Source organism: Kitasatospora sp. NPDC101235 (assembly GCF_044767505.1).
Taxonomy (GTDB): domain Bacteria; phylum Actinomycetota; class Actinomycetes; order Streptomycetales; family Streptomycetaceae; genus Kitasatospora.
This window is the reverse complement of the sequence record NZ_JBIWNZ010000023.1, coordinates 124,670-149,780: the sequence shown is the minus strand read 5'-3', so window position 1 is coordinate 149,780 and position 25,111 is coordinate 124,670. Positions and strand designations below refer to the sequence as shown.

Annotated in this window: 17 protein-coding genes and 1 pseudogene; 10 read left to right on the top strand and 8 right to left on the bottom strand. The window is 72.0% G+C overall.

The features are described from left to right. Positions 1 to 72: 72 nt before the first annotated feature. Both ACIRRH_RS31395 and ACIRRH_RS31390 read right to left on the bottom strand, forming a co-directional pair. Positions 73 to 264 carry a hypothetical protein gene (locus ACIRRH_RS31395; RefSeq protein ID WP_403074104.1) on the bottom strand — a complete coding sequence of 64 codons (192 nt, stop codon included), beginning with the start codon at positions 262 to 264 and terminating at the stop codon, positions 73 to 75. Between the two features lie 242 nt (positions 265 to 506). Further along, on the bottom strand, positions 507 to 1,703 hold the full coding sequence (locus ACIRRH_RS31390) for a tetratricopeptide repeat protein (RefSeq protein ID WP_403074103.1): 1,197 nt from the start codon (positions 1,701 to 1,703) through the stop codon (positions 507 to 509). A gap of 713 nt (positions 1,704 to 2,416) precedes the next feature. On the opposite strand from ACIRRH_RS31390, the gene ACIRRH_RS31385 reads away from it, so the two are divergent. The 5 genes from ACIRRH_RS31385 to ACIRRH_RS31365 all read left to right on the top strand — a co-directional run bounded on the left by ACIRRH_RS31385 (position 2,417) and on the right by ACIRRH_RS31365 (position 6,312). Then, positions 2,417 to 2,701, top strand: a complete 285-nt coding sequence (locus ACIRRH_RS31385; protein ID WP_403074101.1) for a hypothetical protein — start codon at positions 2,417 to 2,419, stop codon at positions 2,699 to 2,701. Positions 2,702 to 3,192: 491 nt separating this feature from the next. After that, the gene (locus tag ACIRRH_RS31380; RefSeq protein ID WP_403074099.1) at positions 3,193 to 3,795 is read left to right on the top strand and encodes a tetratricopeptide repeat protein; all 603 of its coding nucleotides are present in this window, start codon (positions 3,193 to 3,195) and stop codon (positions 3,793 to 3,795) included. A 35-nt stretch (positions 3,796 to 3,830) separates the two neighbouring features. Continuing rightward, positions 3,831 to 4,136, top strand: a complete 306-nt coding sequence (locus ACIRRH_RS31375; RefSeq protein ID WP_403074098.1) for a hypothetical protein — start codon at positions 3,831 to 3,833, stop codon at positions 4,134 to 4,136. Positions 4,137 to 4,155: 19 nt separating this feature from the next. Beyond that, positions 4,156 to 4,392, top strand: a complete 237-nt coding sequence (locus ACIRRH_RS31370; RefSeq protein WP_403074096.1) for a hypothetical protein — start codon at positions 4,156 to 4,158, stop codon at positions 4,390 to 4,392. Positions 4,393 to 4,494: 102 nt separating this feature from the next. Further along, positions 4,495 to 6,312, top strand: a complete 1,818-nt coding sequence (locus ACIRRH_RS31365) for a glycoside hydrolase family 15 protein (RefSeq protein ID WP_403074127.1) — start codon at positions 4,495 to 4,497, stop codon at positions 6,310 to 6,312. Positions 6,313 to 6,353: 41 nt separating this feature from the next. Here the strand turns inward: ACIRRH_RS31365 and ACIRRH_RS31360 are convergent, their stop codons facing one another. From ACIRRH_RS31360 to ACIRRH_RS31340, 5 genes and pseudogenes are all read right to left on the bottom strand, one after another. Next, positions 6,354 to 7,193 (bottom strand): SDR family oxidoreductase, encoded by an 840-nt coding sequence (locus ACIRRH_RS31360; RefSeq protein WP_403074094.1) that lies wholly within the window; start codon positions 7,191 to 7,193, stop codon positions 6,354 to 6,356. A 257-nt stretch (positions 7,194 to 7,450) separates the two neighbouring features. After that, entirely contained in the window at positions 7,451 to 7,750 is a 300-nt protein-coding gene (locus ACIRRH_RS31355; protein WP_403074125.1) for a SixA phosphatase family protein, read from the bottom strand. Between the two features lie 302 nt (positions 7,751 to 8,052). Beyond that, a complete protein-coding gene (locus tag ACIRRH_RS31350; protein WP_403074093.1) occupies positions 8,053 to 13,584 on the bottom strand; it encodes an amino acid adenylation domain-containing protein in 5,532 nt (1,843 codons plus the stop codon). A 103-nt stretch (positions 13,585 to 13,687) separates the two neighbouring features. Then, positions 13,688 to 18,667 carry an amino acid adenylation domain-containing protein gene (locus tag ACIRRH_RS31345; RefSeq protein WP_403074091.1) on the bottom strand — a complete coding sequence of 1,660 codons (4,980 nt, stop codon included), beginning with the start codon at positions 18,665 to 18,667 and terminating at the stop codon, positions 13,688 to 13,690. Between the two features lie 458 nt (positions 18,668 to 19,125). Beyond that, positions 19,126 to 19,418 (bottom strand): annotated as a pseudogene (locus ACIRRH_RS31340) (transposase); the annotation flags it as partial. Between the two features lie 144 nt (positions 19,419 to 19,562). Here ACIRRH_RS31340 and ACIRRH_RS31335 point away from each other — a divergent pair. Then, complete coding sequence (locus ACIRRH_RS31335; RefSeq protein ID WP_403074089.1) at positions 19,563 to 20,246, top strand: hypothetical protein; 684 nt, start codon at positions 19,563 to 19,565, stop codon at positions 20,244 to 20,246. Between the two features lie 123 nt (positions 20,247 to 20,369). Here the strand turns inward: ACIRRH_RS31335 and ACIRRH_RS31330 are convergent, their stop codons facing one another. Further along, entirely contained in the window at positions 20,370 to 20,927 is a 558-nt protein-coding gene (locus ACIRRH_RS31330) for a hypothetical protein (RefSeq protein ID WP_403074087.1), read from the bottom strand. A 271-nt stretch (positions 20,928 to 21,198) separates the two neighbouring features. On the opposite strand from ACIRRH_RS31330, the gene ACIRRH_RS31325 reads away from it, so the two are divergent. From ACIRRH_RS31325 to ACIRRH_RS31310, 4 genes are all read left to right on the top strand, one after another. Beyond that, positions 21,199 to 21,828 carry an RNA polymerase sigma factor gene (locus tag ACIRRH_RS31325; protein WP_403074085.1) on the top strand — a complete coding sequence of 210 codons (630 nt, stop codon included), beginning with the start codon at positions 21,199 to 21,201 and terminating at the stop codon, positions 21,826 to 21,828. Next, the gene (locus ACIRRH_RS31320; RefSeq protein ID WP_403074083.1) at positions 21,825 to 22,898 is read left to right on the top strand and encodes a CU044_5270 family protein; all 1,074 of its coding nucleotides are present in this window, start codon (positions 21,825 to 21,827) and stop codon (positions 22,896 to 22,898) included. Before ACIRRH_RS31325 ends, ACIRRH_RS31320 begins: the two co-directional genes overlap by 4 nt. A gap of 310 nt (positions 22,899 to 23,208) precedes the next feature. Then, positions 23,209 to 24,279 (top strand): acyltransferase family protein, encoded by a 1,071-nt coding sequence (locus ACIRRH_RS31315; RefSeq protein WP_403074082.1) that lies wholly within the window; start codon positions 23,209 to 23,211, stop codon positions 24,277 to 24,279. Position 24,280: 1 nt separating this feature from the next. Continuing rightward, positions 24,281 to 25,105 carry a GDSL-type esterase/lipase family protein gene (locus ACIRRH_RS31310; protein WP_403074080.1) on the top strand — a complete coding sequence of 275 codons (825 nt, stop codon included), beginning with the start codon at positions 24,281 to 24,283 and terminating at the stop codon, positions 25,103 to 25,105. The last annotated feature ends 6 nt before the right edge of the window (positions 25,106 to 25,111 follow it).

The following is a 25,111-nucleotide window of genomic DNA, read 5'->3' as shown; positions in this document are numbered from 1 at the left end:
GACGCCGCGCCGGATGTCCCACTCGTCGGAACGGCCGAACAGCGTGTGCACCGTGGTGGCACCGGGAGGCGGTCAGCGGCCGGCCAGGTGGCGGGAGGTGAGGTTGACCTCGTCGAGTTGGGCGGTGGTCAGGCGTCGGGCTTCCCAGATGACCGCGGCCACGTCCGCGGCCCGGGAGTGGAGCGGCGGCAGGTCGTCGGGAGGGCGGAGGCCGCCGAGCGCCGCCGGATCGGGCGCGGGGATGTCGCCAACGACTTGACGCACTCGCCGCTGATCGCGGTCTCCGCCGTCTCGAACCGCGCCAAGGGCAACAAGGGACCGGACGCCTGACGCCCGCCGCTCCGGTCGTACTGGTGCACGTACAGCCGCGCCTGGGTCGACGTCAAGTACGTCTACGGCCTCAGCACCACCACCTCCGAGAAGGCCGCGCTCGTCGAGATGCTCGACACCTGCGCGTAGCAGCACCCGGTCGGCCCGCCGGGGGCTCAGCAAGCCGACCGGCCACTTCAGAACGGGGGCTCGTCGTGCCAGGGGCCGGTCGCCGGTTGAGGCGGCCGGGAGCCGTTCTGCTGGAGGACGGCCACGGCGTCGTCGACGCGGCCGAGGTCGATGAGGTAGCCGGCCAGGGCGTGGCAGTCGGCGGGGGCGTGCCGTTGGAGTGCGGCGACGGCTTCCTCGGTGCGTCCGGCGTCGGCGAGGAGCTCGGCGATGTGTTCAGCTGCGTACCAGGTGTCGCCCTTCGGGTGGGCCCGGGCCGCTTCGACCGCCTCGTCGACTCCTGCGCTGGCGGCGATCAGCGGCAGCCGCATCCAGAACAGCTCCCACTCCTCCTCACCACCACGGCGGGCCTTGAGATCGTCGAGGTGGGCCAAGCCGTCCCGGGGGCGGCCCTGGCCGAGGCACAGGTCGGCCAGGGCATGAAGAATCCAGTCGTCCCTGGGGTAGGCGTCGGCCTGGGCACGCATCACGTCGATCGCCTCGCCACCCCGGCCGTGCCGGGCCAGGAGCCGCGCGAACCGGTAGGCCGAGTTCGCGCCCTGCGGCGCAGGTCGGTCGCCCGGCTGGTACACGGCGATCGCGCCCTCGACGTCGCCGCGCTCCTCCAGCAGTTCCGCCAGCCGCTGGGCGGCATGCCCGTAGGTGTCGGCCGTTGCGCAGGCGCGCAGTTCCGCGATCCGGCCGTGCCGGGCGAGCAGGTCGGCGAGCTGGTCGCAGCCGTTGACCGAGGTGATGCTCCGGTTGCGGAGCAGGGAGACGGCCTCGTCGACGCGGCCCTGGCGCTCGCGGATCGTTGCTAGCAGGCCGATCGCCGTGTCGGAGTCGAGACCGCGGCAGCACCACGGGCTGTCGCAGCGGTGGCCGGCCGGGATCCGGGCGGCAAGCAGCACGGCGGCCTCCTCGTCCCGACCCGCGTCCTGCGCGATGTCGACCAGGGCGTGGGCGAGGCACCCGTCGTCGACATGCGGCACCAGCAGGGTGAACGCCTCCTCGGCCCGGCCGTGGCGTGCGAGCAGGCGAGCGTAGGACTCCAACGCCATCGGGTGCCCGAGCGCCATCCGGGCCCGGGTCACCTCGATCGCCTCCTCAATGCGGCCCCAGCCCTCCAACAGTTCCGCAGCAGTCACGGTGGCCGTCCACCAGCCGGTCGCGAGGAACGGTGCCAGCACATCCAGCGCCTCGGCCTGCCGGCCCCGCTCACCCAACAGCCGTGCCCACTCCCGCGCGCAGAACCACTCCCCACGCCCGGCCCACGCCCCCACCACAGCGCCATGCCCGCGTTCGAACAGCCGGGAGACCAACTCCGGCGGAATACAGCCGGACCGCATCCGGACCCGATAATCAAGATCAGCAGCGTCCACGACGACGCACCGTAGCCCCTGCCCCTGACACCAAGTCACCGACTGCTTCGAATACAGCACAGTCGGAACGACGCCCCCCTCGTCGCCGTCTCCAACCGCAGCAAAGGCGACCAGTCCCCTGAGACCTGCCGCCCGCCCCTGCGCTCCTACCGGTGCACGTACTCCCGCGCCTGGGTCCACATCAAGAGCCTCTGTCAGCTGAACGTCACCGAGGGCGAGCAGCAGGCCCTCACCGATGCTCGACACCTGCCCGCAGTGACCGCCCCTGCCCCCGAGCGCTTCGAGGAGCGGGTCACCGACGGCCCTGGCGGGGTGATGGCCGAGGAGGTCAGCGTCATCACCGGCGACCTCACCATGATGAGGATGAACGAAAACGGCTCTGACCGCCGTTCCGTGAAGCCTCGGTTCGTCCTGGCCCGGAGCCGGCCAGAGCGGCCGGCTGCGGATCACCAATGCGGCTATCAGAGCGCCTTCCGGACATATCGCGAGCGAGAGACGCGCGCCGAGGGGTATGTCGTCTCGCACGAGATGACCTGGGGACCCGTTAGGAGACCAGCGTGTACGCGGCAGTGCGGCGGTACGAAGGGGTGACCGACCCCGCGGAGGCGGGACGCCGAGTGGCCGAAGGATTCGTGCCTCTCCTTCGCCAGGTGCCCGGATTCGTAGCCTATTACTGGGTTGATGCCGGGGACGGAGTGATGGTCTCCACCAGCGTCTTCGAAGACCAGGCCGGGGCCGAAGAGTCGATCCAGAGGGCGACGGGCTTCGTGCGGGACAACCTCGAGACACTGCTTCCCAACCCTCCGCAGGTCACGGCCGGCCAGGTCGTGGCCGCCGGATAGCGAACCTCCGCAGGCTCGTCACGGAACTGCGGGCAGAGCCAATTTCAACGAGCGCCATCAGAGCTGGTCGGGGTCTCGGGTGGGCTGACCACGCCACCGCCCGGGCTGTCGTCCGCGACGCCGAGGCCGCTTGCGGGAGCTCACCACGCGGGTTCTGAGCCGACCCGTGGCGATGCCCACCACACCCGCACCTGGGTCGACGCGGTCTCGCGCACTCTCTCGGCACTGCTGCGACAGGCTGGGCGGGTGTCCCAGCGCAAGGTCCGCCTCGACCTCGTCGAGGCGCCCTGCTCGGACTCGCCTGCTCGATCATCTTCCTCCGGCTACCCCGAAATCCACCAGGAACAGCCCCACCCATGAGCTGGAGTGTCAAGCGGCGAGGGCACGGGCTCGCGCCCGCCCTTCGTTGTGGGGCTCCCGGCCGACTTGCGCCGCCGAACCGACGAGCTGTAGCACCGACCCGTCGGAGCAGCAGAGAAAGGGAGGGGCGGATGCTCCAGCACCTCATCTCCCAGGACGAGCACCTTCGTATGGTCCCCACCGACCGCGACCAGTTGGCCGCCGCCGTCGAGGGGCTCCCCGAGGACCTGCGGGCCCTCCCCGAGGGCGCGGACCCCAGCCAGGCGCGCGTCTTGGCCCGGTGGATCGGCATCGGTCTCGTGAGCCTGGGTGACCCCGATGAGGCACGGGTGTTCCTGCGGCAGGCGCTCGACCTGGCCACTGCCAGCGGCAGCGCCGGTGCCGTCATCGCCACGCAGCTCAACCTCGGGGACGCCTACCGCTATGGCGGTGACGTGGAGACCGCAGACGCGTTCTACCGCAGTGCCCTGGGCGCCGCCCGCAGCCAGCGTTCCGACCTCGTCGACTTCGCTCTCCAGCATCTCGGGAAGCACCTCATGGAGCAGGGCGACCTCGCGTCCGCGCGTACGTGCCTGCGGGAAGCGCAGCAGCTGCGGACCGCCAAGGGTGACCCGGAACCGGTCAAGTCCACGCAGTCCGCACTTGAGCGCGTGGAGGGGCTGCTCGGCCATCTGCCGTGCGCCAACCCGGCCAGTGCCGGCGGAACGTTCGGCAACGGCCACCAGCAGCCGTAGATCGTGATCTTGTCCGTCCTTCATAATGGGTGCTCATGACTGGTGAGCCCTTGTCCGTGCCCCTCGCTGAGCTGCGCAGGTCGTTCGACGTGCTGCTGCGCCATGTGGAAGCCACCACGGCGGGCGATGCCGTCGCCCTGGACAAGGACTACTTCTGGTCCATCCCCTCGGACGAGCAGTACGACGTCACCAGGGAGCCGAGCGACCTGACGATCGGACAGCTCTCGGAGTCCTGGCAGCATCTGAGGGATCTGCTTGCCGACCAGGATCGTGCTCTGGGATACCACCTGGTGTGGCTCGCCGACGTCCTGCGGGCGATAGGCCAGGACCTTCCGGCGTAGTCGCCTCCGGTCACAGGTCGTGATCTTCATGGTTGCAGAGCTGCTTGCCGCCGGTCGTGTTCTTTCGGACCAGCGGGCGGACCGGATAAAGATGCCCGCGATGTGGAGCGGCTTCGCCGCTGTATCGAGCCGGGAGAGTTGCTCGGTGGCCCGTCCCACAGTCAGGGAGCGGAACCTGCGTGAGTGTGCGCTCCTGGCGCAGACCCTCATCGTGATCGGCTGCATCAACTCGGGGGACGCCGTCTTCACCGTCTGACGGCGGCCGTCGTGTGGTCTCGTCTCTCGTTTCGCATCCCGTGGCGGCCTCGTCGCACAGGGCGGAAAGTGGGATGAGGGGCATCAGGTAAGCGAGATGATCATGGACCGTTACCCGCCTATTGCCGACCATGGCCTCATCGGAGACCTGCAGACCGCTGCTCTGGTGTCGTCCCAGGGGGCCGTCGACTGGTTCGCAGCTCCCCGGTTCGACTCGCCCAGTGTCTTCGCTGCTCTGCTCGACCATGACGGCGGCGGCTACTTCCTGTTCGCGCCGGAGGGTCGGAACGTCACCTGCAAGCAGCTCTACTACCCGGACACCGCCGTGGTGGTCACGCGGTTCATGTCGCCGGACGGAGTCGGCGAGGTCTTCGACTGCATGCCACCGGATCGCACCGGCACCCCCGCTGAAAGGCATGTGCTGCTACGCGGTGTGCGGGCGGTGCGTGGCACGGTGCGCTTCACTTTGGAGTGCCGTCCGCGGTTCGACTACGCCCGGGCCACCCACCATCTCGACCTGCAGGACAGTACCGCCACGTTTCGGGCACCGAACGTCACCGCCTTTCTGCAGAGCACCTTCCCCCTGCAGCGGGACGGCAGGGACGTACGGGGTGAGGTGACCTTGAGGCCGGGTGAGGTGGCTGCGGCGGAGTTCACCGTCGACGGACCGGACGGGCACCCCCCGCTGCCGATCACGCCAGACCGGACGATGGAGCGGTTCTGGGACGTGGTGGACTTCTGGCAGCGCTGGGTGCACCACTCCAGCTACCGCGGCCGGTGGCCGGGTGCCGTGCATCGCTCGGCCATCACGCTGAAGCTGCTCACCTACGCACCCACGGGCGCTCCCGTCGCCGCCGCCACCATGGGGCTGCCCGAGCAGATCGGAGGGGAACGCAACTGGGACTACCGCTACACCTGGGTCCGCGATGGTTCCCTGTCCGTGCGCGCCCTGCTCGACCTGGGGTTCGACGAGGAGGCGGCGCAGTTCACGCGCTGGATGGGAGAGCGCCTCCAGGCCCGGGAGGGCGCCGATGGCGAGCCGCTGCAGATCATGTACCGCGTCGACGGTGACCCCGAGCTGCCGGAAGAGATTCTCCCGCACTTCGAGGGCTATCGGGGTTCGTATCCGGTGCGGGTCGGGAACGCGGCGGCCGATCAGCTGCAGCTGGACATCTACGGCGAGGCACTCTACGCCTTGTCGGAGGGGCGTGAGGTCGCCATGAGAGGCGGCTATCACGGCTGGAAGAACGTCGCGCGAACGCTCGACTGGCTCGCCGACTCCTGGGACCGCCCCGACGAGGGTATCTGGGAGACCCGTGGCGGACGCAAGGACTTCACCTTCAGCCGCGTGATGGCCTGGGTGGCCTTCGACCGGGGACTGCGCCTGGCGAGAGAGCACAGCCGCCCCGCCGACGCTTCTCGGTGGACCGCGGCTCGTGACGCGATCCTCGAACAGGTGATGGAGCGGGGCTGGAACGAGAAGGAACAGGCCCTCGTCCAGCACTACGGAAGCGAAGTCCTCGACGCTTCGTTGCTGCTCATTCCGCGCGTCGGGTTCCTGGCGCCCAGAACGGTGAGCTGGCTGTCGACCTTGGACGCGATGGAGCGCACGCTGGTGTCGGACAGCCTCGTCTACCGCTACGACCCTGCGGCCTCCCCGGACGGTCTGCGTGGCGCCGAAGGCACGTTCAGTCTCTGCACCTTCCTCTATGTGGACGCTCTTGCCCGCGCAGAGCGGACTCGTCCGGCTCGGTATGCCTTCGAGAAGATGCAGACCTACGCCAACCACGTCGGCCTGTTCGCCGAGGAGATCGGCCCCAGTGGCGAGCAGTTGGGCAACTTCCCGCAGGCTTTCACGCATCTGTCGCTGATCATGGCCGCCACTACCCTGGACGACGCCCTCGACCGGCAGCGCGACTGAGAACCGCGGTCCGACGCGGTCACCCGAGGCCGCGCAGCGGTTCAGCCTCCGGTGGCGAAACCAGGGAAGAGGGTCATGCCGCCGTCCACGTAGAGGGTGGTGCCCACCACGTAGTCCATGAGGTCCGAGGCGAGGCCGACGGCCGCGTGGGCGATGTCCTCGGGATCACCGACGCGCCCGTAGGGAATCAGCTGCAACAGCTCCTTCTCGGCGTCGGGAGTGTCCCAGGCGTCGCGGTTGATGGGTGTCCTGATGGCTCCCGGAGCAATCGCGTTGACCCTGATCCGGTGGGGCGCGAGCTCCTGGGCGAGTGTCCCCATCATCATCTGCACACCGCCCTTGGAGGCCGCGTAGTTGACGTGCCCGGCCCAGGGGATGAGCTGGTGCACCGAGCTCATGCAGATGATCTTCCCGGCTGCTCGCGACACCTCGGGGACGACCCCCCGCCTCAGGAATTCCTTGGTCGCCTCCCGCGCGCACAGGAACTGGCCCGTGAGGTTGACGTCCAGAACCTTCTCCCACTGGGCCATCGTCATCTCGGTGAACGGGGCATCGCGCTGCAGCCCGGCGTTGGCCACGAGGATGTCGATGGTCCCGAACTCCTGCACCATCCGTTCGATCATCGCGACGACCTGGTCCTCCTGGGACACATCGGCCTCGTACGCCATCGCGCGCACGCCGAACCCGGCAATCTCCTCGACCACCTGCTCGGCCTCCTCGCGCCCGGCGACGTAGTTCACGACCACGTCGGCTCCGGCGCGACCCAGGCCGATGGCCGTCGCCTTGCCGATGCCCGAGTTCGCACCGGTGACGAGTGCCTTCTGGCCTTTGAGTAGATGTGCGGGAATGACGCCCTGAGGGGCTCCCTGAGTCACACTCACGCCGGTTCTCCTCCTCGACTGGCAGTTCTGACGACCTCGTGTGGAGCCGGCCGACTCCTGTTCGACACCGAATCATCCGAAAGCCCGGGCCACACGCGGTGCCCGGGCAGATTGCGCTGATCAGTCGAACGCGACCCGGCCACAGGGGGGATATGCGGCTCCTGGCGCCGAACAGGCACGGCGGGCCTTTCCCAAGTGCAGGCGATGAGTGCGCGGGATAGTCTGTTTCGCAGGAAGGTCAGGATCTCTGGACGGGTTCAACCCGCCGGCTGCCCTGTGCGATAACCAACTACTCTCTGCGGCGACCCGACGAGCACGGTGCACCCCTCGCTTCCCCGGAGGCGGGCAGGCCGCCGCGGCGCTTCCCAGGTCTCCCTGGTCCGGCGGGCGCCGGACACCCGCGCGAGATCGGGCGTGATGCCGGAACCCGCGAGCCATCGTCCGGCCCGGGACGCCTCCTCCCGCCCCTGCTCGTCGAGACGCCGTTCCTTGTCGACCGCCGTCTCCCGTTCGGCCTGCGCATGACGGATCAGGACGAGCCTCCGGCCGGTACCCATGATCACGTTGGCCTCCCCTTGTCCGCGGGCCGTGGCGCGGCCCGGCGGAATCGCTTGATCCTTTGTATCCGAACACTACCCGGCGCGGGTTCGTCGCCCGGTCGGCGCCGAGGGCCGCCACCGATGCCACGGCCACTGCGAGGAGAGCGCGTATGCGCATGGGTGTCCATCTGCTGCCGGGTGTGCTGTCCCGTCAGTTCGAAGGCGGCACGTCGACAACGCGTCGACAACGTGCTGACGAACGGCGCCCCCGCCCCCTCGCGGAGAGGGGACGGGGGCGCCGTTCGTTGCGGTGGGACCGTCTACCGGCGGCCGGTGGAGGCGTGCACCCGGTCGGCGGGGTCGTCGTCCTCGACCGGTTCGGGCTTGCCGGACGGGTGCGGCACCCGGACGGCGCCGGGGGCGCGGCGACCCTTGCGGGCGGCCTCGGCGAGGGCGAGCTGCCGGTCGGCCTCGGCCTGGATGGCGTCCTTGTCGCCGATCTCGGCGTCCGGCAGCGCGTCGGGGAGGATGTCCTCCAGCAGGCGCAGCGGCCGGTAGGCGAGGCCGATCAGGCCCCAGACGAAAAGCAGCAGGCCGACCACCACGAGCAGCAGTCCGGCGCCGCGGCCCGGTCCGGCGCCGAGCACCAGGCCGACCGAGTCGGCGAGCGCGCCGCCGGGGCGCATCAGCGGCTCGAAGACGTGGTCGGAGAGCGGGCCCGCGGTGAGGAAGCCGAGCGGCATCATCGACATGGCGAGCATCTGGTTGGTGGCCAGGACGCGGCCCTGGAGCTCCATCCCGACCTTGGTCTGGATCAGCGCCATCCAGTGCGAGTTGAGGATCATCATGGCAGCCCAGAGGACGAAGAGTCCGCAGGCGGTGAGCGCGGTCTCGGGGCGGCTGCCGGCGAGGACCGCGGCGAGGCCGACCACCGAGGTGAAGCCGATCATGCCGACGGTGCGGCGGCGCGTGCCACCCCAGAGCCCCATGACCAGGGCGCCGACCATGGCGCCGAGGCCGCCGAGGGCGGTGATGACACTGAGCTGTATCGGCGTGCCGCTGGCCAGCACCATCGGGGTGATCAGCACGGTGGCGACGGCGAACAGGTAGTTGAACACCACGAAGAAGACCACCATGGCGACCAGGCTGTGCCGGCGCGCGATGTACCGCCAGCCGGTGACGACCTCCCGCCAGAGCGGCTCCTCCTGCTTGTCGAACATGGCGTCCGGGAAGCGGACCAGCAGCAGGCAGGTGACACCGGTGAGGAAGGTGGCCATGTCGAACAGCACGACGCCGTGCAGGCCGATCAGCGTGACCAGCACGCCGCCCGCCAGGATGGCCATCATGTCGCCGGCGCCGGTGCCGAGCTGGGCGAGGCCGTTGGCCTGTCCGAGGTAGCGCTTGGGCACCAGTTGGGTGATCGAGGCGAGGTAGGCGGGCCGTTGGAAGGCTCCGCAGGTGGAGCCGATGCAGGCCACCACGTAGATGTGCCAGATCTCCAGGAGGTCGGTCCAGAGCAGCACGCCGAGGCCGAGCATGCCTGCGGCGGCCACGGTGTCCGTGACGATCATGATCTTGCGCCGGTCGACCCGGTCGGCGAGCGCACCGGCGACCGGCAGCAACAGGACGGCCGGCAGCACCGCGATGAACGAGATCATCGCGAAGTCGAAGGCCGAGTTGGTCTGCTGGTAGACCCAGACGCCGAGCGCGAAGGTGGACAGGCTGGTGCCGATCATCGAGACGAACTGGCCGATCGCCACCTTGGCGAAGACACCCAGCTCGGCCCGGGCGGCCGGGCGCTTGACCGCGGCCGGGGTGGATATCGCCCCGGTGGCGGCGAACTCCGCCAGCACCCGGGCGAGTTCGTCGGCCTGGTGCTTGAGGAAGTAGTGCCCGGCGCGCGGCACGACCGCGAGCTCGACGGTGTCGCCGAAGTGCTCCCACTCGGCGTACCGCTCCTCGTAGAGCTGGGTGGCGCGGTCCTTCTCGCCGACCACGCACAGGATCGGGGCGGAGATCTTCTCCGGCCGCTCGTCCCCGTAGGCGCGGGTGTAGAAGTCCTCGGCCTGCCGGACGTCGTGGCGCAGCGCCCGGACCAGGAAGTCCTGCTCGGCCTGGTCGTAGACGTCGGTGAAGCCGCCCATGGCGCGCAGGTACTCGAGGTAGCCCCGGTTGGACAGCACCCGGTCACCCGGCATCCGGCGCGCCATCCACTCGGCGAAGCGGCCGGGCAGCCGGGCGGCGGGGAAGGTGCCGCCGAGGGCGAGGCCGCGCAGGTCGACGCCGGCCGCCTCCAGCCGTGAGCCGAGGGCGGTGGCGAGCGCCCCGCCCAGGCAGTGGCCGTAGAGCAGCACCGGGCCGTCGACCTTCTCCAGTATCTGGGCGGTCAGGGTGTCGGCGAGCGTGGCGAGTTCGGCGAGCTCGTCGTCGGGGCGGCTCGGGTCGTGGCCGGGCAGCTCGACGGCGTACAGCCGGTGGCCGGCCGGGAGCGCGTCGGCGAGCGGCTGGAAGGTGATCGGGCTGCCGCCGCCGTAGGGGACGCAGACCACGTTGATCTCGGCCGGGGCGTTGCCGCGGGTGAGTTTGTGCAGCAGGGTGCGCGGGCCCTCGTCGGCGGTGCCGCCGGCCCGGGCGTCGATCAGCGCGGCGAGCTCGCGGACCGTGGGGTGCTGGAACAGGTCGATGACCGACAGGCCGTCACCGATCAGGCGCACGGCCCGCACGGCGGAGAAGGAGTCGCCGCCGAGCGCGAAGAAGTCGTCGGCCGCGCCGATCTCCTCGACCTCCAGCACCTGGCGGTAGACCTCGGCCACCGCGTGCTCGGTGTCGGTGGTCAGCTCGCCGCCGCCGGAGACCGGCTGGGCGGCGACCGGCTCGGGCAGGGCGGCCCGGTCGACCTTGCCGTTGGCGTTCAGCGGCAGGGCGTCCAGGACGACCAGCGCGGCCGGGACCATGTAGTCGGGCAGCCGGGTGCGCAGCGCGGCGCGCAGCTCGCCCGGGTCGGGCGCGGCGGCCGGGTCGGCGGGCACCAGGTAGCCGACCAGGGAGCGGGCGGCGCCCTCGCCCCGGGCGACCACGACGGCCTCGCGCACCTCGGGGCGGGCGGTCAGCTCGGCCTCGACCTCGCCGATCTCGACCCGGAAGCCGCGGATCTTGACCTGGTGGTCGATCCGGCCGAGGAACTCGATGGCACCGTCGGGGCGGCGGCGGACCAGGTCGCCGGTGCGGTAGGCGCGACGGCCCTCCACCTCCAGGAAGCGCTCGGCGGTGAGGTCGTCGCGGCCGAGGTAGCCGCGGGCGACGCCGCCGCCGGAGACGTACAGCTCGCCGGGGACGCCGAGCGGGACGGGGCGCCGGCGGGCGTCCAGGAGGTGGGCGCGGACGTTGCCGAACGGCCGGCCGAGCGGCGCGGTGGCCGCGTCGCCGAGGTCGGCGGGCACCGGCATGCCGAGCATCGAGACGGTGGTCTCGGTGGGCCCGTAGTGGTTGTGCAGCGGCAGGTCGGGCCGGGCGGCGCGGATCCGGGCCACCAGGTCGGGCCGCAGCGCCTCGCCGGCGCAGATCAGCAGCCGGGCGGGGAGGATCGCGCCGAGTCCGGTGCCGTGCGCGGCCAGGCCCTCCAGGTGGCTGGGGACCAGCTTCATGGCGTCGATCCGGTGCTCGGCCGCGTAGGCGGCGAAGGCGTCCGGGTCGGTGGCCTGGTCGCGGGTCAGCAGGTGCAGGCAGCCGCCGCCGGTGAGCGCGCCGAACACGTTGGTGGTGCCCAGGTCGGCGGCGAAGGTGGAGACCAGCGCCCAGTTCCAGCCCTGCTGGTCGCCGCCGATCCGCTCGCGCAGGCCGTGCAGGTAGTTGAGGTAGTTGCGGTGCTCGACGGCGACGCCCTTGGGCGCGCCGGTGGAGCCGGAGGTGAAGATGACGTAGCAGAGGTGCTCGGGGCGGACGTCCGCCTCGGGCGCGTCGGCGCGCTCCTCGCCGTCCGGGACGACCACCGGGAGGTCGCCGGTGAGCCGCTCGCGCAGGTCGTCGGTGGTGACGACGGCGGCGGCCCCGGAGGCGTCGAGCAGGCCGTGGATGCGCCCGTCCGGGTAGACCGGGTCGAGCGGCAGGTAGGCGCCGCCGGCCTTGAGGATGCCGAGCATGCCGACCACCAGGGCGGCGGAGCGCTCGACCAGCAGGCCGACCGGGCGGTCCGGGCCGACGCCGTGCGCGCGCAGCCGGTGGGCCAGCGCGTTGGCGCGCCGGTCGAGTTCGGCGTAGCTGAGCACGCCGTCGGCGCCGCGCACGGCGGGCGCGTCGGGGGTGCGGCGGGCCTGTTCCTCGACCAGGCCGTGCAGGGTGCCGTCGAGCTCCCAGCTGCGCAGGGTCTCGTTGTCCCAGTCGGCGAGCTGCCGCTGCTCGGACGGGGTGAGCAGGGGAAGGTCGGCGAGCGGGCCGTCGGGGCCGGCGGCCATCGCGTCGAGCACCGTGGTGAGGTGGCCGAAGACCCGGCGCACGGTGGCCTCGTCGTACAGCTCGGTGCGCCAGACGAGGTCGGCGGCGAGTTCGCCGCCGGTGTCGACGACGGCCACCGACAGGTCGAACTTGGCGGTGTCGGTGCCGATCGGCTGCCAGTGGACGGTGTGTCCGGGCAGCTCGGGGCGGGCCTCGGCCTGGTTGTGGACGTTGAGCAGCACCTGGAACAGCGGGGTGTGGGCGAGTTCGCGCGCCAGGCCGAGCGCGTCGATCAGCCGCTCGAAGGGCAGGTCCTGGTGGCCGTAGGCGCCGAGGGTGGCGTCCTTGACGCGCTCCAGGAGCTCGCGGACCGTCGGGTCGCCGGAGAGGTCGGTGCGCATCGCCAGGGTGTTGACGAAGCAGCCGACCAGCGGCTCGGTCTCGCTGCGGGTGCGTCCGGCGATCGGGGTGCCGACGGTGACGTCCTCGCTGCCGGTGTAGCGGCCGAGGACGGTCTGCAGGGCGGCCAGCAGCACCATGTAGACGGTGGTGCCGGTCTGTTCGGCGAGGGTGCGGATCCGGCGGCTGCGCTCGATGCCCAGCTCGGCGGTGAACCGGGCGCCCGCGGTGCCCGCGACGGCGGGCCGCGGCCGGTCGGCGGGCACCGTGACGGTGGCGGTGGCGCCGCGCAGGCGCTCCTGCCACCAGGCCTGCTGGCGGTCGAGTTCGGCGGCGAGCTCGGTCTGCTGCCAGTGCGCGACGTCCGCGTACTGGACGGGCAGCGGCTCGAACGCCGGGGCGGCGCCGGTGCGCCGGGCTCCGTAGGCGGTCGCGAGGTCGCCGAAGAGCACGCCGATCGACCAGCCGTCGGCCGCGATGTGGTGCAGCACCAGGCTGAGTACGGCGCCGTCGCCGGTGCGCAGCAGGGCGGCGCGCAGCGGCAGGTCGGCGGCGAGGTCGAAGGGGCGGCGGGCCTCGGTCTCCAGCCAGGCGTCGACCTGCTCGGCGGGGACGTCGGCGGTGGTGAGGGTGAACCGGTCGGCGGGCAGCGTCTCGGGGCTCACCTCGCCGTCGGCCTCCGGGTAGACGGTGCGCAGCACCTCGTGCCGGGCGAGGACGTCGGTGAGGGCGGCGCCGAGGGCGGCCTCGTCGGGCTCGCCGTCGAGGTGCAGGGCGAGCGGGATGTGGTAGGCGGCGCTGTCCGGCTCGTACTGGGCCAGGAACCACATCCGGCGCTGGGCCGAGGAGAGCGGCACCGGGGTGCCTGCGGGGCGCGGGGCGATGCTGTGGCGCTCGGTGCCGCCGGCCGCGGCCGCCGCCTTGGCGGCCTTGGCCTTGGCGAGGCGGCGGCGCAGCAGTTCCTGCCGTCTGGCGGCCGGATCCGGTTCCGGGACGGACCCGGTGGTGGGCTGGTCGGTCATGCGGTCTCCCCCGTTCGGGCGCCGGTGTCGCCGGCGGCCGGTCGTGCGTCGGTGGTTCCGGAGCCGCCGGTGTTGCCGGTGGTTCCGGATTCGGTGCGGTGGGTCACAGCGTGCTCCCGGCGGTCTCGTCGAGGCCGTCGAGGTCGTCGTCGAGGTCGTCGATCTCCTCCAGCAGGCGCTCCTCGACGCGGCGGGCCAGGGCGGCCAGTGTCCGGTCCTCGAAGACGACGCGCAGGGGCAGTTCGGTTTCGAAGGTGTCCCGGATCCGGGCGAGCAGCCGGGTGGCGAGCAGCGAGTGGCCGCCCAGCGCGAAGAAGTCGTCGTGCCGGGAGACCCGTTCGACCTTGAGGACCTCGATCCACAGGTCGGCGAGCAATTCCTCGCAGTCGCCCTCGGGCGGGGCGCCGGCGCCGCCGAGCTGCGGCACGGGCAGCGAGGCCCGGTCGACCTTGCCGGCCGGGGTCAGCGGCAGCGCGTCGAGCAGCACGAGGCCGGCGGGCACCATGTAGTCGGGCAGGCGCTCGAACAGGGCGGTGCGCAGCGCGTCCTCGGTGAGGCCGGGGGCGACGGCGTAGCCGGCCAGGACCGAGCCGGCCGGGGTCTCGACGAGCCGGGCGGCGCCGGCGGTGACGCCGGGGACGGCGGTGATCGCGGCCTCGATCTCGCCCAGCTCGATGCGGAAGCCGCGGAGCTTGACCTGGGCGTCGACGCGGCCGTGGTACTCCAGGCGGCCGTCGGCGCGGCGGCAGGCGAGGTCGCCGGTGCGGTACATCGGCGCGCCGTCGGTGCGGCCGGGTTCGGCGGTGAACCGTTCGGCGGTCAGGTCGGGCCGGCCGTGGTAGCCGAGCGCGACGCCGGCGCCGGCGATGCAGAGTTCGCCGATGCCGTTGACCGGGACGGGCTGCCCGGAGGAGCCGAGCAGGTGCAGCCGGGTGTTGGCGATGGGCGCGCCGAGGGCCACCACGCCGCCGTGGGCGGCGAGTTCCGGGGTGACCTGCTGGACGGTCGACCAGACGGTGGTCTCGGTCGGGCCGTACAGGTTCCACAGCGCGCCGACCCGGCCGAGCAGGGCGCGGGCGAGGTCGGCGGTGAGCGCCTCGCCGCCGCACAGGGCGGTCAGCCCGGAGCGGCCGGCCCAGTCGGCCTCCAGCAGCATCCGCCAGGTGGCGGGGGTGGCCTGGAGGTGGGTGACGCCCTGCGTGTCGAGCCAGGCGCCGAGCGCGGCCCCGTCGGTGGCGGTGGCGCGGTCGGCGATCTCCACCCGGGCGCCGGTGACCAGCGGAAGCCACAGTTCCAGGCCGGCGATGTCGAAGGTGACGGTGGTGACGGCGGCCATCACGTCCTGCTCGGTGAGGCCGGGTTCGCGGCCCATCGAGGTCAGGAAGTTGACGATCGCGCGGTGCGGCACGGCGACGCCCTTGGGGCGGCCGGTGGAGCCGGAGGTGTACAGCAGGTAGGCCGGGTCCTCCGGGCCGACGGTGACGGCCAGCGCCTCGGCGGGGGCCGCGGCGTGCTCGGGGCCGTCCACCAGGACGCTTTCGCGCCCGTGCAGCAGTTCGTCGCCGGCGGTGGCGGTCTCGGCGACCAGCAGGGTGACGCCGGCGTCGTCGAGCACGCCCCGGTTGCGGGCGAGCGGCTGGTCGATGTCGACCGGCAGGTAGGCGGCGCCGCTGCGCAGCACGCCGAGCAGGGCGGCGGGCAGCAGCCGGCCGCGCCGGACGGCGACGGCGACCAGGCTGCCGGGGCCCGCGCCGCGGGCGGCCAGCAGGTGGGCCAGCCGGTTGGCGGCGGCGTCGAGTTCGGCGTAGCCGAGGGTGCCGTCGGCCGCGGACACGGCGGGCGCGTCCGGGGTGCGGGCGGCCTGGGCGGCGACCAGCTCGTGCAGCCGGGCGTCGGGGATCGGCGCCTCGGTGCGGTTGACCGGCTCGTCGGCCACGAGTTCGGCGGCGGAGAGCATGGCCAGCTCGCCGAGCGGGCGGTCGGGTTCGGCGACGGCGGCGGAGAGCAGCGCGACCAGGTGGTCGAGCGCGGCGCGCACGGACCGCTCCTCGTAACGGGAGATGCGGTACTCGGCGGACAGCAGCGGTCCGTCGGCCGGGAACTCCAGGAACAGCGAGAGGTCGGTCTTCGCGGCGCTGTTGCACACCTCGCCGACGAACGTCAGGCGCAGGCCCGGCAGTTCGACGCCGGCCACCGGGTGGTTCTGGACGGCGAGCAGCACCTGGGAGATCGGCGAGGCGGTGAGGCCGGCCGAGCCGCCGAAGCGGCGGGCGTGCTCGACGAACGGGTGGCCGCTGTGCTCGGCGGCCTCCAGGACGGTCGGGCGGACCCGGGCGAGCAGCTCGCGGAAGGTGTCGGTGCCGGCCACGTCGAAGCGCAGCGCGACGGTGTTGATCAGCGAGCCGAGCACCGTCTCCAGCTCGGGCACCGGGCGGACGGCGAAGGGGCTGATCACGGCGACGTCGGTGTGGCCGGTGTAGCGGTGCAGCATCCCGCCGAGCGCGGCGAGCACCGCCATGTAGAGGCTGGCGCCCTCCTGGGCGGCCCACTTCTCGACGCCGGTGACGAGGCCGGCGTCGAGCCGGCGGGAGATCCGGCGGCCGGCGACGTCCTGCGGGTTGGGGTGCGGGCGGTCGCCGGGCAGGTGCTGGTCGGCCTCGATGCCGCGCAGCCGCTCGCCCCAGCGCTCGGCGGCCTCGCGGCCGGCCTCGACGTTGCGCTCCTCCCAGCGGGCGACGTCGGACAGCTGCAGCGCGGGCTCGGGCAGTTCACCGTCGTGGTGGGCGCGGGCGACCTCGGTGAGCAGCAGTCCGGCGGCCCAGCCGTCCATCGCGGCGTGGTGCACGGTGAGCAGCAGTTCGTGCCGGTCCTCGCCGGTGCGCACGGCGAGGGCGCGCAGCAGCCGGCCGTTGAACAGGTCGAGCGGGCGGGCGGCCTCGGCGCGCAGCGCGGCGTCGAGCGTCTGCTCGTCGGGCGCGGCGCCGTCGGGCCCGGTGAGGTCGAGCAGCGGGACGTCGACGGCGTACGGGGGGCGGACGTCGGCGATGACCGGGTCGTGCTCGGTCGGGATCGGGGCTCCGCGCAGCGCGGTGCGCAGCGCCTCGTGGCGGCGGACGACCTCGGTGAGCGCGCGGCCGAGCGCCTCGCGGTCGAGGGCGCCCTCGGCGCGGATCCGCAGCGGCACGTTGTAGAGCGGGCTGTCGTGCCGCATGGATTCGTGCAGCCACAGTTCGCGCTGGAAGTCGGTGGCGCGGGCGGGCAGCTCGGCCTGGCGCCGGGGCGGCTCGACGGAGGCCCGGCCGCCGCCGCCGTTGGCGACCCGGACGGCGAGGGCGGCGATGGTCGGGGCGGCGAAGAACTCGGCGAGCGGCACCCGGGTGCCGAACTCGCGCTCGATCCGGGCGAGCAGGCCGGCGGCGAGCAGGGAGTGGCCGCCGAGGTCGAGGAAGACGTCGTGGACGCCGACCTCGGGGACGCCGAGCAGGGCCTGCCAGAGTTCGGCGATCCGGGTCTCGACGGGGGTGCGGGGGGCGACGAACAGCTCGTGCCCGGCGCGGCTGCGGGCGACCGGGGGCAGTGCCTTGCGGTCGGTCTTGCCGTTGGGGGTGAGCGGCATCTGCGCCAGGACGGCGACGGCCAGCGGCACCATGTAGCCGGGCAGGGCGGCGGCGCAGTGGGCGCGCAGCTCGGCGGGCGTCGGCTCGGCCGCGCCGGGGGCGGGCTGGACGAAGGCGGCCAGGTAGTCGCCGGCCTCGTCGCGCTGGACGACCGCGGCGGCGGACTCGACGGCGGGGTGGGTGGCGAGCACGGCCTCGATCTCGCCGAGCTCGACGCGGAAGCCGCGGACCTTCACCTGGTGGTCGACGCGCCCGTGGTACTCCAGGTCGCCGTCGGGCAGGCGGCGGACCAGGTCGCCGGTGCGGTAGCAGCGCAGGCCGTCGACGTGGACGAAGCGCTCCTCGGTGAGGTCGGGGCGGCCGTGGTAGCCGCGGGCCAGGCCCTCGCCGGAGAGGTAGAGCTCGCCGATGCCGCCGTCGGGCACGGGTATCCGGTGCTCGTCGAGGACGTGGCCGAGGGTGCCGTCGAGCGGGCGGCCGATGACGGGCTCGCCGGTCTCGTCGCGGGGGACCAGCGACCAGGTGGAGTAGACGGTGTCCTCGGTGGGCCCGTACAGGTTGTAGAGGCGCTCGACCCGGGGCTGGGTGTAGACCTTGTCGGCCAGGTGGCGGGGCAGGGCCTCACCGGCCAGGTTGACCACGCGCACGGTGCCCGGCAGACCCCCGCCGCCGGGAAGGCCGTCGCCGCGCAGCAGCGCCGCCATGGCGCTGGGCACGGTGTTGACCAGGGTGACCTCGTCCCGGGCGGGCAGCTCGGGCAGGGCGAGGACGTTCTCCGCGACGATGATCGTGCCGCCGACGGAGAGCGGGAGGAACAGCTCGTACACCGAGATGTCGAAGCAGACGGAGGTGCCGAACAGGACGCCGGCGAGGTCGGCGGCGGTGTAGGTGCCGGCGGCCCAGCGGAGCATGGCGTTGACGCCGCGCTGGGTGACCGAGACGCCCTTGGGGCGGCCGGTGGAGCCGGAGGTGTAGAGCACGTAGGCGAGCGCGTCGGTGGCGGCGTCGCCGGTGGTGGGGCGCTCGGCGGCCGGGTCGAGCGCAGCGGAGGGGCTCTCGCCGTCGACGTACAGGAGGGTGGCGCCGGCACCGTTCAGAAGGTGCTCGTGGGCGCGGTCGGTGACCACGACGGGAGCCTGCGCGTCGCCGACGACCAGTTCGAGGCGGTCGCGTGGGTACGCCGGGTCGAGCGGCACGTACGCGCCGCCGGCCCGCAGGACCGCCAGCAGGCTGACCACCAGGTCCGCCGTTCGCGGTAGGCAGACTCCGACCAGTGTCTCGGCTCGGACACCGGCGGCGGCCAGTCGGCCCGCCATCGCCTCGGCCGCGGCATCCAGTTGACGGTAGGTCAACCGGCGCGTGCCGTCGATCACGGCGGTGGCGTCCGGAGTCCGTCTGACCTGGGCGGTAACCAGGGCGGCCAGCGGCGCGGCCGGCTCCAGCGGGGGAAGTCCCGTCGAACTCATCACTCTCTCCTGAGGGCTGCTGCTGCATCGACTTGTGGTCGGCGAGAAATGGGCGGTGTGCCCTGGGAGATGGTGGGGTAAAGATCTACGGATCACCAGCACATTTCCGTCACTCGTTCGATATGCCGGAAAGATCACCTCCGCCACGCCGATCGGCAGTGCGAAAACGTGACGGTTCGTAGGCGATCCCGTACACATTGTCAGCTGTCTTGGCAGGGACAGCGTGGGCCGCTACGTTCTCTTTAGACACCCCGTCAGCCAGGAGCGTGGGCCAGTAACGGGCAACTGGCTGCGCGGATGTGATCGCCGGTTGCCGGGCGCTTGTCCGGTCCTGCGTGCCGGTGGCGGGTGGTCTGGCTCGCCTCCGGGCCGTTCAGGCGATCGTGGCCTGCTCGTCGGTAGGTGCCGGTGCACTGCCGGCGGCGGCGTTCCTCGTCCTGGACGTGGCAGGCCTTGTCGGCGGCCTCGGCCTCGACGCGTTCTTCCTCGTCGATGAGCCGGCCGTGGCTCATGGCCTTGCGCTTGAAGGCGTTGGCCTGCGGCTTCGCGCCGTCCGGGGCGACGCGGCCCATCTTGACCATGCCGAGTTCTGCGCGAGGTGGAGTGACTGGAGGAACAGGCCGGCGAGGGCGTCCAGGTGGCGGCGGAACCGGGCGATCGACCGGAAGTCCGGGGCCTGGTCGGCGGCCAGGAACCGGAAGGCCACGTCGTCGACGCAACGGCGCTCGATCGCCCGGCAGGAGCGCACCCCAAAGGCTCCCGTCACATGTTCCGATCACCGGGCCGAGCCCAGGAGCTGACGGGCCGAATGCCAGCCTCTCCCTTTCGGCGTCGGTCATGTACCGCACAAGAACAAGACTGAAATTTCCAATCCGAGACCGGGACCATGGCACCCATGGCTTCTCCATTCCCGGACACCGGGAGCAGCAGAGAACTGACCGATCGACTCGCCCACGTACGCTGGATCGCCGGTGGTACGGCTGCCGGAAAGAGCACGCTGGCCCGCGTACTGGCCGACCGGCACGGCGTCCACGTGTACAACGGCGACCGCGCGGAACACAGCTGGCTGGCGCGATGCACGCCGCAGCGCCATCCTCACCTGTCCGCCATGCAGGGAGTGCCGCCCGGCGGAATGTGGGAGGGGCGCACCCCGCAACAGGTGTTCCAAGCGATGGCGGGTCTGCACGGAGAGACGATCGGCTTCGTCATCGAAGACCTGCTCGCCATGACGGCCGATCACATCATCCTGGTGAACTACTTCGGGATCCTGCCCGCCCATCTCGCACCGCTGCTGTACCGGCCCGACCAAGCGGTCTTTCTCCTGCCCACACCCGAGTTCCGGCAGAACGCACTCCGTGCGCGCTACGCGGATCCCGCCCGTGCGCAAGCCAACTGGGGCAGCGGTGATCCCGAGACCATGCTGGCCATGCGCCTCGCCCGCGATGCCCTCTGGGACGAGGAAGTCCGCCGCCAGGCCGACGGTCACGCCCTCGACATCATCACGGTCAACGGCAGCACTCCCGCCACCGACCTGGCCGGCCAGCTGGCAACACATTTCGGATTGGGCCGCGGCGAATAGCCGCCCGGCCCACGCTCCCCAGAGCGTGGGCCGGGCGGCTATTCGACCACCCACCTGACCTGACCTGTGAGTTACAGCGGCTACCGGTTGGCCGCAGCGGCTACCGATCACTGAGACACGTGCCTAGCGGCGCAGGAAGGTCCCACCGTCGATGACCCAGAAGCCGGCCGGAACCGCACCGCACTTGACGACTTCGGAGTGCATCTGGGGGTTGGTCCGGTTCCAGCCGGCCCGGCGCTGGTGCTGCTCGTCGGTCGGATAGAAGGTGAGGCCGGCCTCGGGGTGCCGGCCCTCCTCGAAGAGGTACGGCTCGCCCCCGAGCGGGGTGACGACGGTCTGCGAGATGGGCCCGGTCACGGTGATGGCGCCGTTCCCGTCGACGGTCAGGCAGTCGACGTCGAACTCGGCCCGGATGGTGCCGCTCTTCTCGAACACGTGCTGCACCACGGCGTGCCCCCGGGTGTGGCCGTCGACCGTACGGGCGCTGACCTGCGCGGTGAGCCGCTCGCCCGGGTTGGGGCCCGGGCCGTGCTCGTTGAGCAGGGTCCAGCTCTGCAGCGTGAGGTGCTGGGCCGGTACGGGGGTGGCCGGCGCGGGTGCGGCCGCGGCGGTGCCGGCCGTCCCGGCCGCGAGGGCCACGGCCGCTGTGGTGAGCGCGATGGCGGTGGTGAGCTTTCGCATGGTCAGTCCTCGGTGGTGAGAGGGGAGTCGGGATGCTTCCCGACTGCCTCCAACCTCCCAGCTCACCCCCGGTCGCAGCCTCCGCCGCAGGGAGGGACCGGCTCCCCCCGGCGGGGGAACCACTCCTCCTCCGCCCGACTTACCGAGTGGTGCGTCACCGCACGGCGTGGCGCATCGCGTCCGACGCGAGGGCGTCCGCGGTCAGGGCGGTCTCCTGCCGGTGTGAGCGGGGTCACGGGAACTCGGGTGTGCGGATATGGCAGAGCCAGGTATGGATCCAGGATTTCGGGCCCGGCTGCGGGCCGGTGACGAGGGCGCCTTCGGCGTCTTGTTCCGTGAGCATGCCTCCGCCGTGTACAACCACTGCTTCCGGCTGACGGGTGACTGGTCGGCAGCGGAGGACTGCACCTCGCTGGTGTTTCTGGAGGCCTGGCGGCTGCGCTCCAAGGTCCATCCGGACGGCGGCGGCCTGCTGCCGTGGCTGCTGGGCGTCGCCACGAACGTGGTCCACCGCAGGCGCCGGGTCGCCCGCCGCCACCAGGCCCTGCTGGACAGGTTGCCCGCACCGGAGCTCGTGTCGGATTTCGCCGACGAGTTGGTCGGCCGCCTGGAGGACCAGGAGAAGATCCACGCGATGCGCCAGGTGCTGGAGCGGCTGCCCCGGGCCGACCGGGAGGTCCTGGCGCTGTGCGTGTGGGCCGGTCTGGATTATGCCGCCGCGGCCGAGGCCCTCGGGGTGGCCGTCGGCACGGTGCGCTCCCGGCTCTCGCGTGCCCGCCGTCGTCTGGACAAGCTCACCGAGAAAAATCTCCACGCGAACAGGGAACCCGCGTCCACAGCCTGGCAGCTAACAGGTGACCGCAACAGTGCGGTCCGGTCAGAAGAAAGGAAGCCGCGATGACGTCAGACCACGACGACAGCGACCTGCGGGCACTGCGCCGGATGCTGCCGGTGCCCGCCGAGCGGGACTTCCCGCCCGGCCGCCGGCACCAGCGTGAGGAACACCTGATGAGCAGTTGGCTGCAGATGGCCCGCCAGGACAACAAGAGCAGGAGCAGCAGGCTGCCGGCTTCGGTGCCGCGCCGACGGGTACTCGCTCTGGCCGGCACCGCCGCCGCGGTCGGGGCGCTCACACTCGGCGTGACGGTCCTCCTGCCGGGCACCAGCAGCACCCCGGCGGCAGCTGCCACTCCCAAGCTGCTGACCTACGTCCAGGACTCCCCGTCCCAGGACGCGGCGAAGATCCTCGGGCAGATCGCGGACACTGCCGCCCGCCAGCCGGACACCAGCGTGAGCGGCACCGAGCACTTCAAGCGCCGCGACTGGTCCCTCTCCGCCGTCATGGGCGCCGGGCAGACCGCCTCTGCCATCGTGGCCACCGAGAGCGAGGGGTGGGTCGATCCGGACGGCTCCGCGCACTCCACCAGCCGCGCCGAAGCACCCGAGTTCCCGAACGAGGAAGCCCGCCAGTACTGGAAGGACCACGGCTGGCCCACCGAAGCGGGCAAGCTGGAGGTCAACGACGAGCCCGCCGGCTCCCGGGCGCGGATGTGGGACGACCGCCCGCCGACCGACCCGAAGGTGCTCAAGACCTGGCTCGAACAGGGTCACCCGGTCGAGAACGGACCGGCCGAGACCCTGGCGGCGATCACCGACCTGCTGCGCGAGCGTGTCCTGTCCGCCCCGGAGCGGGCCGCGGTGCTGCGCGTGCTGGCCGATGTGCCCGGGCTCGCCTACCAGGGCACCACCACCGACCGGGCCGGCCGTACGGGCAAGGCCTTTTCTCTCGACGGTGACCACGGCGGCCTGCCCAAGCGACACACCCTGATCGTCGACCCGGTCACCGGCCGGATCATCGGCGACGAGGAGACGCTCACCAAGAGCGCCGGCAAGCTCGGCGTCCCCATCCCCTCGGTGATCTCCTACACCGTCTACCTGGCGGCCGACACCGAGCCCGCCCCCACGCGGTAGACCACCGGTCGGCTGTCGCCCTCCCGCATTCTCCCCGACCCGGACGCGCAACGACCCTCGGTTCCACAGGCGGCCGACGGTCCCCAGACCTGTCGGCCGCCCGCCAAGGCACCCGTCCCGAGCTGCCCATCCCGTGATCGCGTCCTGCACACCCTCTCGACAGGAGGTTCCTCTTGCCCGCCCTCATACGCATGGCCACCAACCACCGGCCGGTGCCCGTATGGCCCTGACAGCACAGCGAACACACCCACGATCAACCCCGAGAACCCCGCAGCGGCCCGACGGTGGTCAGCTGCCGTCGCTGACCGGGATGCGCTGGGTGGCCGCGTTCACGGTCTTCGTCTACCACGTCCGCAACTTCGGCTACTTCGGGCAAGGCCGGAGCGGCCGCCTGGTGAACTGGGCCTTCGGGGCCGGCGCCGTGGGGGTGTCGTTCTTCTTCATCCTGTCCGGGTTCGTGCTGGCCTGGTCCGCCCTGCCCGGGGAGCGGGCCCGCACTTTCTGGCGGCGGCGCCTGGCCCGCATCTATCCGGTCCACCTGGTCACCGCCGTCACCGCGCTGGTGCTGGCCTACAGCCTGGTTCCCGGGCTTCGGCCCGGAGGTGCCCAGGAGGCGGCGGCGAACCTGCTGCTGGTCAGCTCCTGGAAGCCCGAGTGGTGGCAGGCCCTGAACCCGGTCAGCTGGTCCCTGGTCTGCGAGGCCTTCTTCTACGCCGCCTTCCCCGTCCTGTACGCAGGCCTGCGCCGCCTGCCCACCCGTGCCCTCGCCGCCACCGCCCTGGCCGCAGGCACGCTCCTCGTGCTGCTGCCGTGGGCGAACACCCACTACGCCCTCGGCTGGACGCTCTACTCCTCCCCGCTCCCCCGGCTCCCGGAATTCGTTCTCGGCGTCACGCTCGGCCTCCTGGTCAAGACCGGCACCTGGCGCGGCCCCGGACTCGATGTCGCCCTGGCGGCCACGCTGATCGGCTACTTCCTCGTCGCCCAGCTCCCGGGCGAATACGGCTACGCCGCCTGCACCGTGCTCGGCCTGGCCATGCTCATCCCCGCCGCCGCCAGGGCCGACCTCACCGGCGCCCCCTCGTTCTGGCGCCACCCGCGCCTGGTGCGGCTCGGCGAGTGGTCCTTCGCCTTCTACATGATCCACATCCTGGTCATGCGCACCGGCGAAGCCCTGTTCGGCGACCGGCCCCACCTCGCCACCGTCCCCGCCCTTGCCGCCACGGCAGCGGCCTTCGCCCTCTCGCTCACTCTTGCCTGGGCCCTGTACGCCGGCGTCGAACGCCCCGGCCGACAACTACTGCTCCGATCACACCCCGCATCGCGCCGCTCCACGGCCGCACACACCCGCCTGCCCAGCAAGTCGGGAAGAAGGGACTGACATGCCGACCACGCTGCGGATCCGCGCGGGTGCGCTCGTTGTTCTTGCCACGCAGGCCGCCCTGGCCGGCTGCGGGACACCGGCCCCAACCCCACGCCTGCCGACGCCCGCTGACAGGCCGACGGCACAGGCCCACACGCCCGCCCCGCATCCTCCGACCGCGGCCTCGGCTTCCGCCGTCCCAGCTCCGAAGCCCGACGCGGCGGCCGCGAAGTCCATCGTCGTCATCGGGGCCTCCGTCTCCGACGGCTACAAGGCCTCACCCGGCGCATCCTGGCCCAGCGAACTCGCCCGCCGCCTGCAGCAGGCCGGTCGGCCGGACCAGGTGGTCAACGCCAGCATCAGCGCCACCAGGCTGCTCACCGACAACGGCCCCACCATGCCCAGCTCCCTGACCCGCGAGGACAAGGACGCCCTCGCCGTTCCCGGAGCGGGCACCATCGTGCTCACGGACGTCATCAACGACATCCAACAGACCCCCCACCAGTACGATCCGGCCGCGATCATCGCCGGACTGCGATCCTTCGTCGCCAAGGCCCACGCCAAGGACGTCAGGGTCGTCGGCACGACCATCCCGCCCTACGGCGGCTTCGGACGCTACGAGAGCGCCGGCGAACACTGCCGGCAAACCGTCAATGATGCGATCCGCCAGGGTCAGCTCTTCGACGGTGTCATCGACTTCGACGCCGCGCTCAGAGACCCGACCGATCCCACCCGCATCCGGCCCGACTACGACTCCGGGGACCACCTCCACCCCAACGACACCGGACACCACGCCATGGCCCAGACGATCGACCCCGACCTGTTCACTCCGATGACCCGCTGACCCTGG

What these genes read in the sequence shown, in the direction of transcription:
- ACIRRH_RS31310 (WP_403074080.1), top strand. Translation starts at nt 24,281, where the DNA reads ATGCCGACCACGCTGCGGATCCGCGCGGGTGCGCTCGTTGTTCTTGCC.
- ACIRRH_RS31365 (WP_403074127.1), top strand. Translation starts at nt 4,495, where the DNA reads ATGGACCGTTACCCGCCTATTGCCGACCATGGCCTCATCGGAGACCTG.
- ACIRRH_RS31375 (WP_403074098.1), top strand. Translation starts at nt 3,831, where the DNA reads ATGACTGGTGAGCCCTTGTCCGTGCCCCTCGCTGAGCTGCGCAGGTCG.
- ACIRRH_RS31345 (WP_403074091.1), bottom strand. Translation starts at nt 18,667, where the DNA reads ATGAGTTCGACGGGACTTCCCCCGCTGGAGCCGGCCGCGCCGCTGGCC.
- ACIRRH_RS31320 (WP_403074083.1), top strand. Translation starts at nt 21,825, where the DNA reads ATGACGTCAGACCACGACGACAGCGACCTGCGGGCACTGCGCCGGATG.
- ACIRRH_RS31315 (WP_403074082.1), top strand. Translation starts at nt 23,209, where the DNA reads ATGCGCTGGGTGGCCGCGTTCACGGTCTTCGTCTACCACGTCCGCAAC.
- ACIRRH_RS31355 (WP_403074125.1), bottom strand. Translation starts at nt 7,750, where the DNA reads ATGGGTACCGGCCGGAGGCTCGTCCTGATCCGTCATGCGCAGGCCGAA.
- ACIRRH_RS31350 (WP_403074093.1), bottom strand. Translation starts at nt 13,584, where the DNA reads ATGACCGACCAGCCCACCACCGGGTCCGTCCCGGAACCGGATCCGGCC.
- ACIRRH_RS31380 (WP_403074099.1), top strand. Translation starts at nt 3,193, where the DNA reads ATGCTCCAGCACCTCATCTCCCAGGACGAGCACCTTCGTATGGTCCCC.
- ACIRRH_RS31335 (WP_403074089.1), top strand. Translation starts at nt 19,563, where the DNA reads ATGGCTTCTCCATTCCCGGACACCGGGAGCAGCAGAGAACTGACCGAT.
- ACIRRH_RS31330 (WP_403074087.1), bottom strand. Translation starts at nt 20,927, where the DNA reads ATGCGAAAGCTCACCACCGCCATCGCGCTCACCACAGCGGCCGTGGCC.
- ACIRRH_RS31325 (WP_403074085.1), top strand. Translation starts at nt 21,199, where the DNA reads ATGGATCCAGGATTTCGGGCCCGGCTGCGGGCCGGTGACGAGGGCGCC.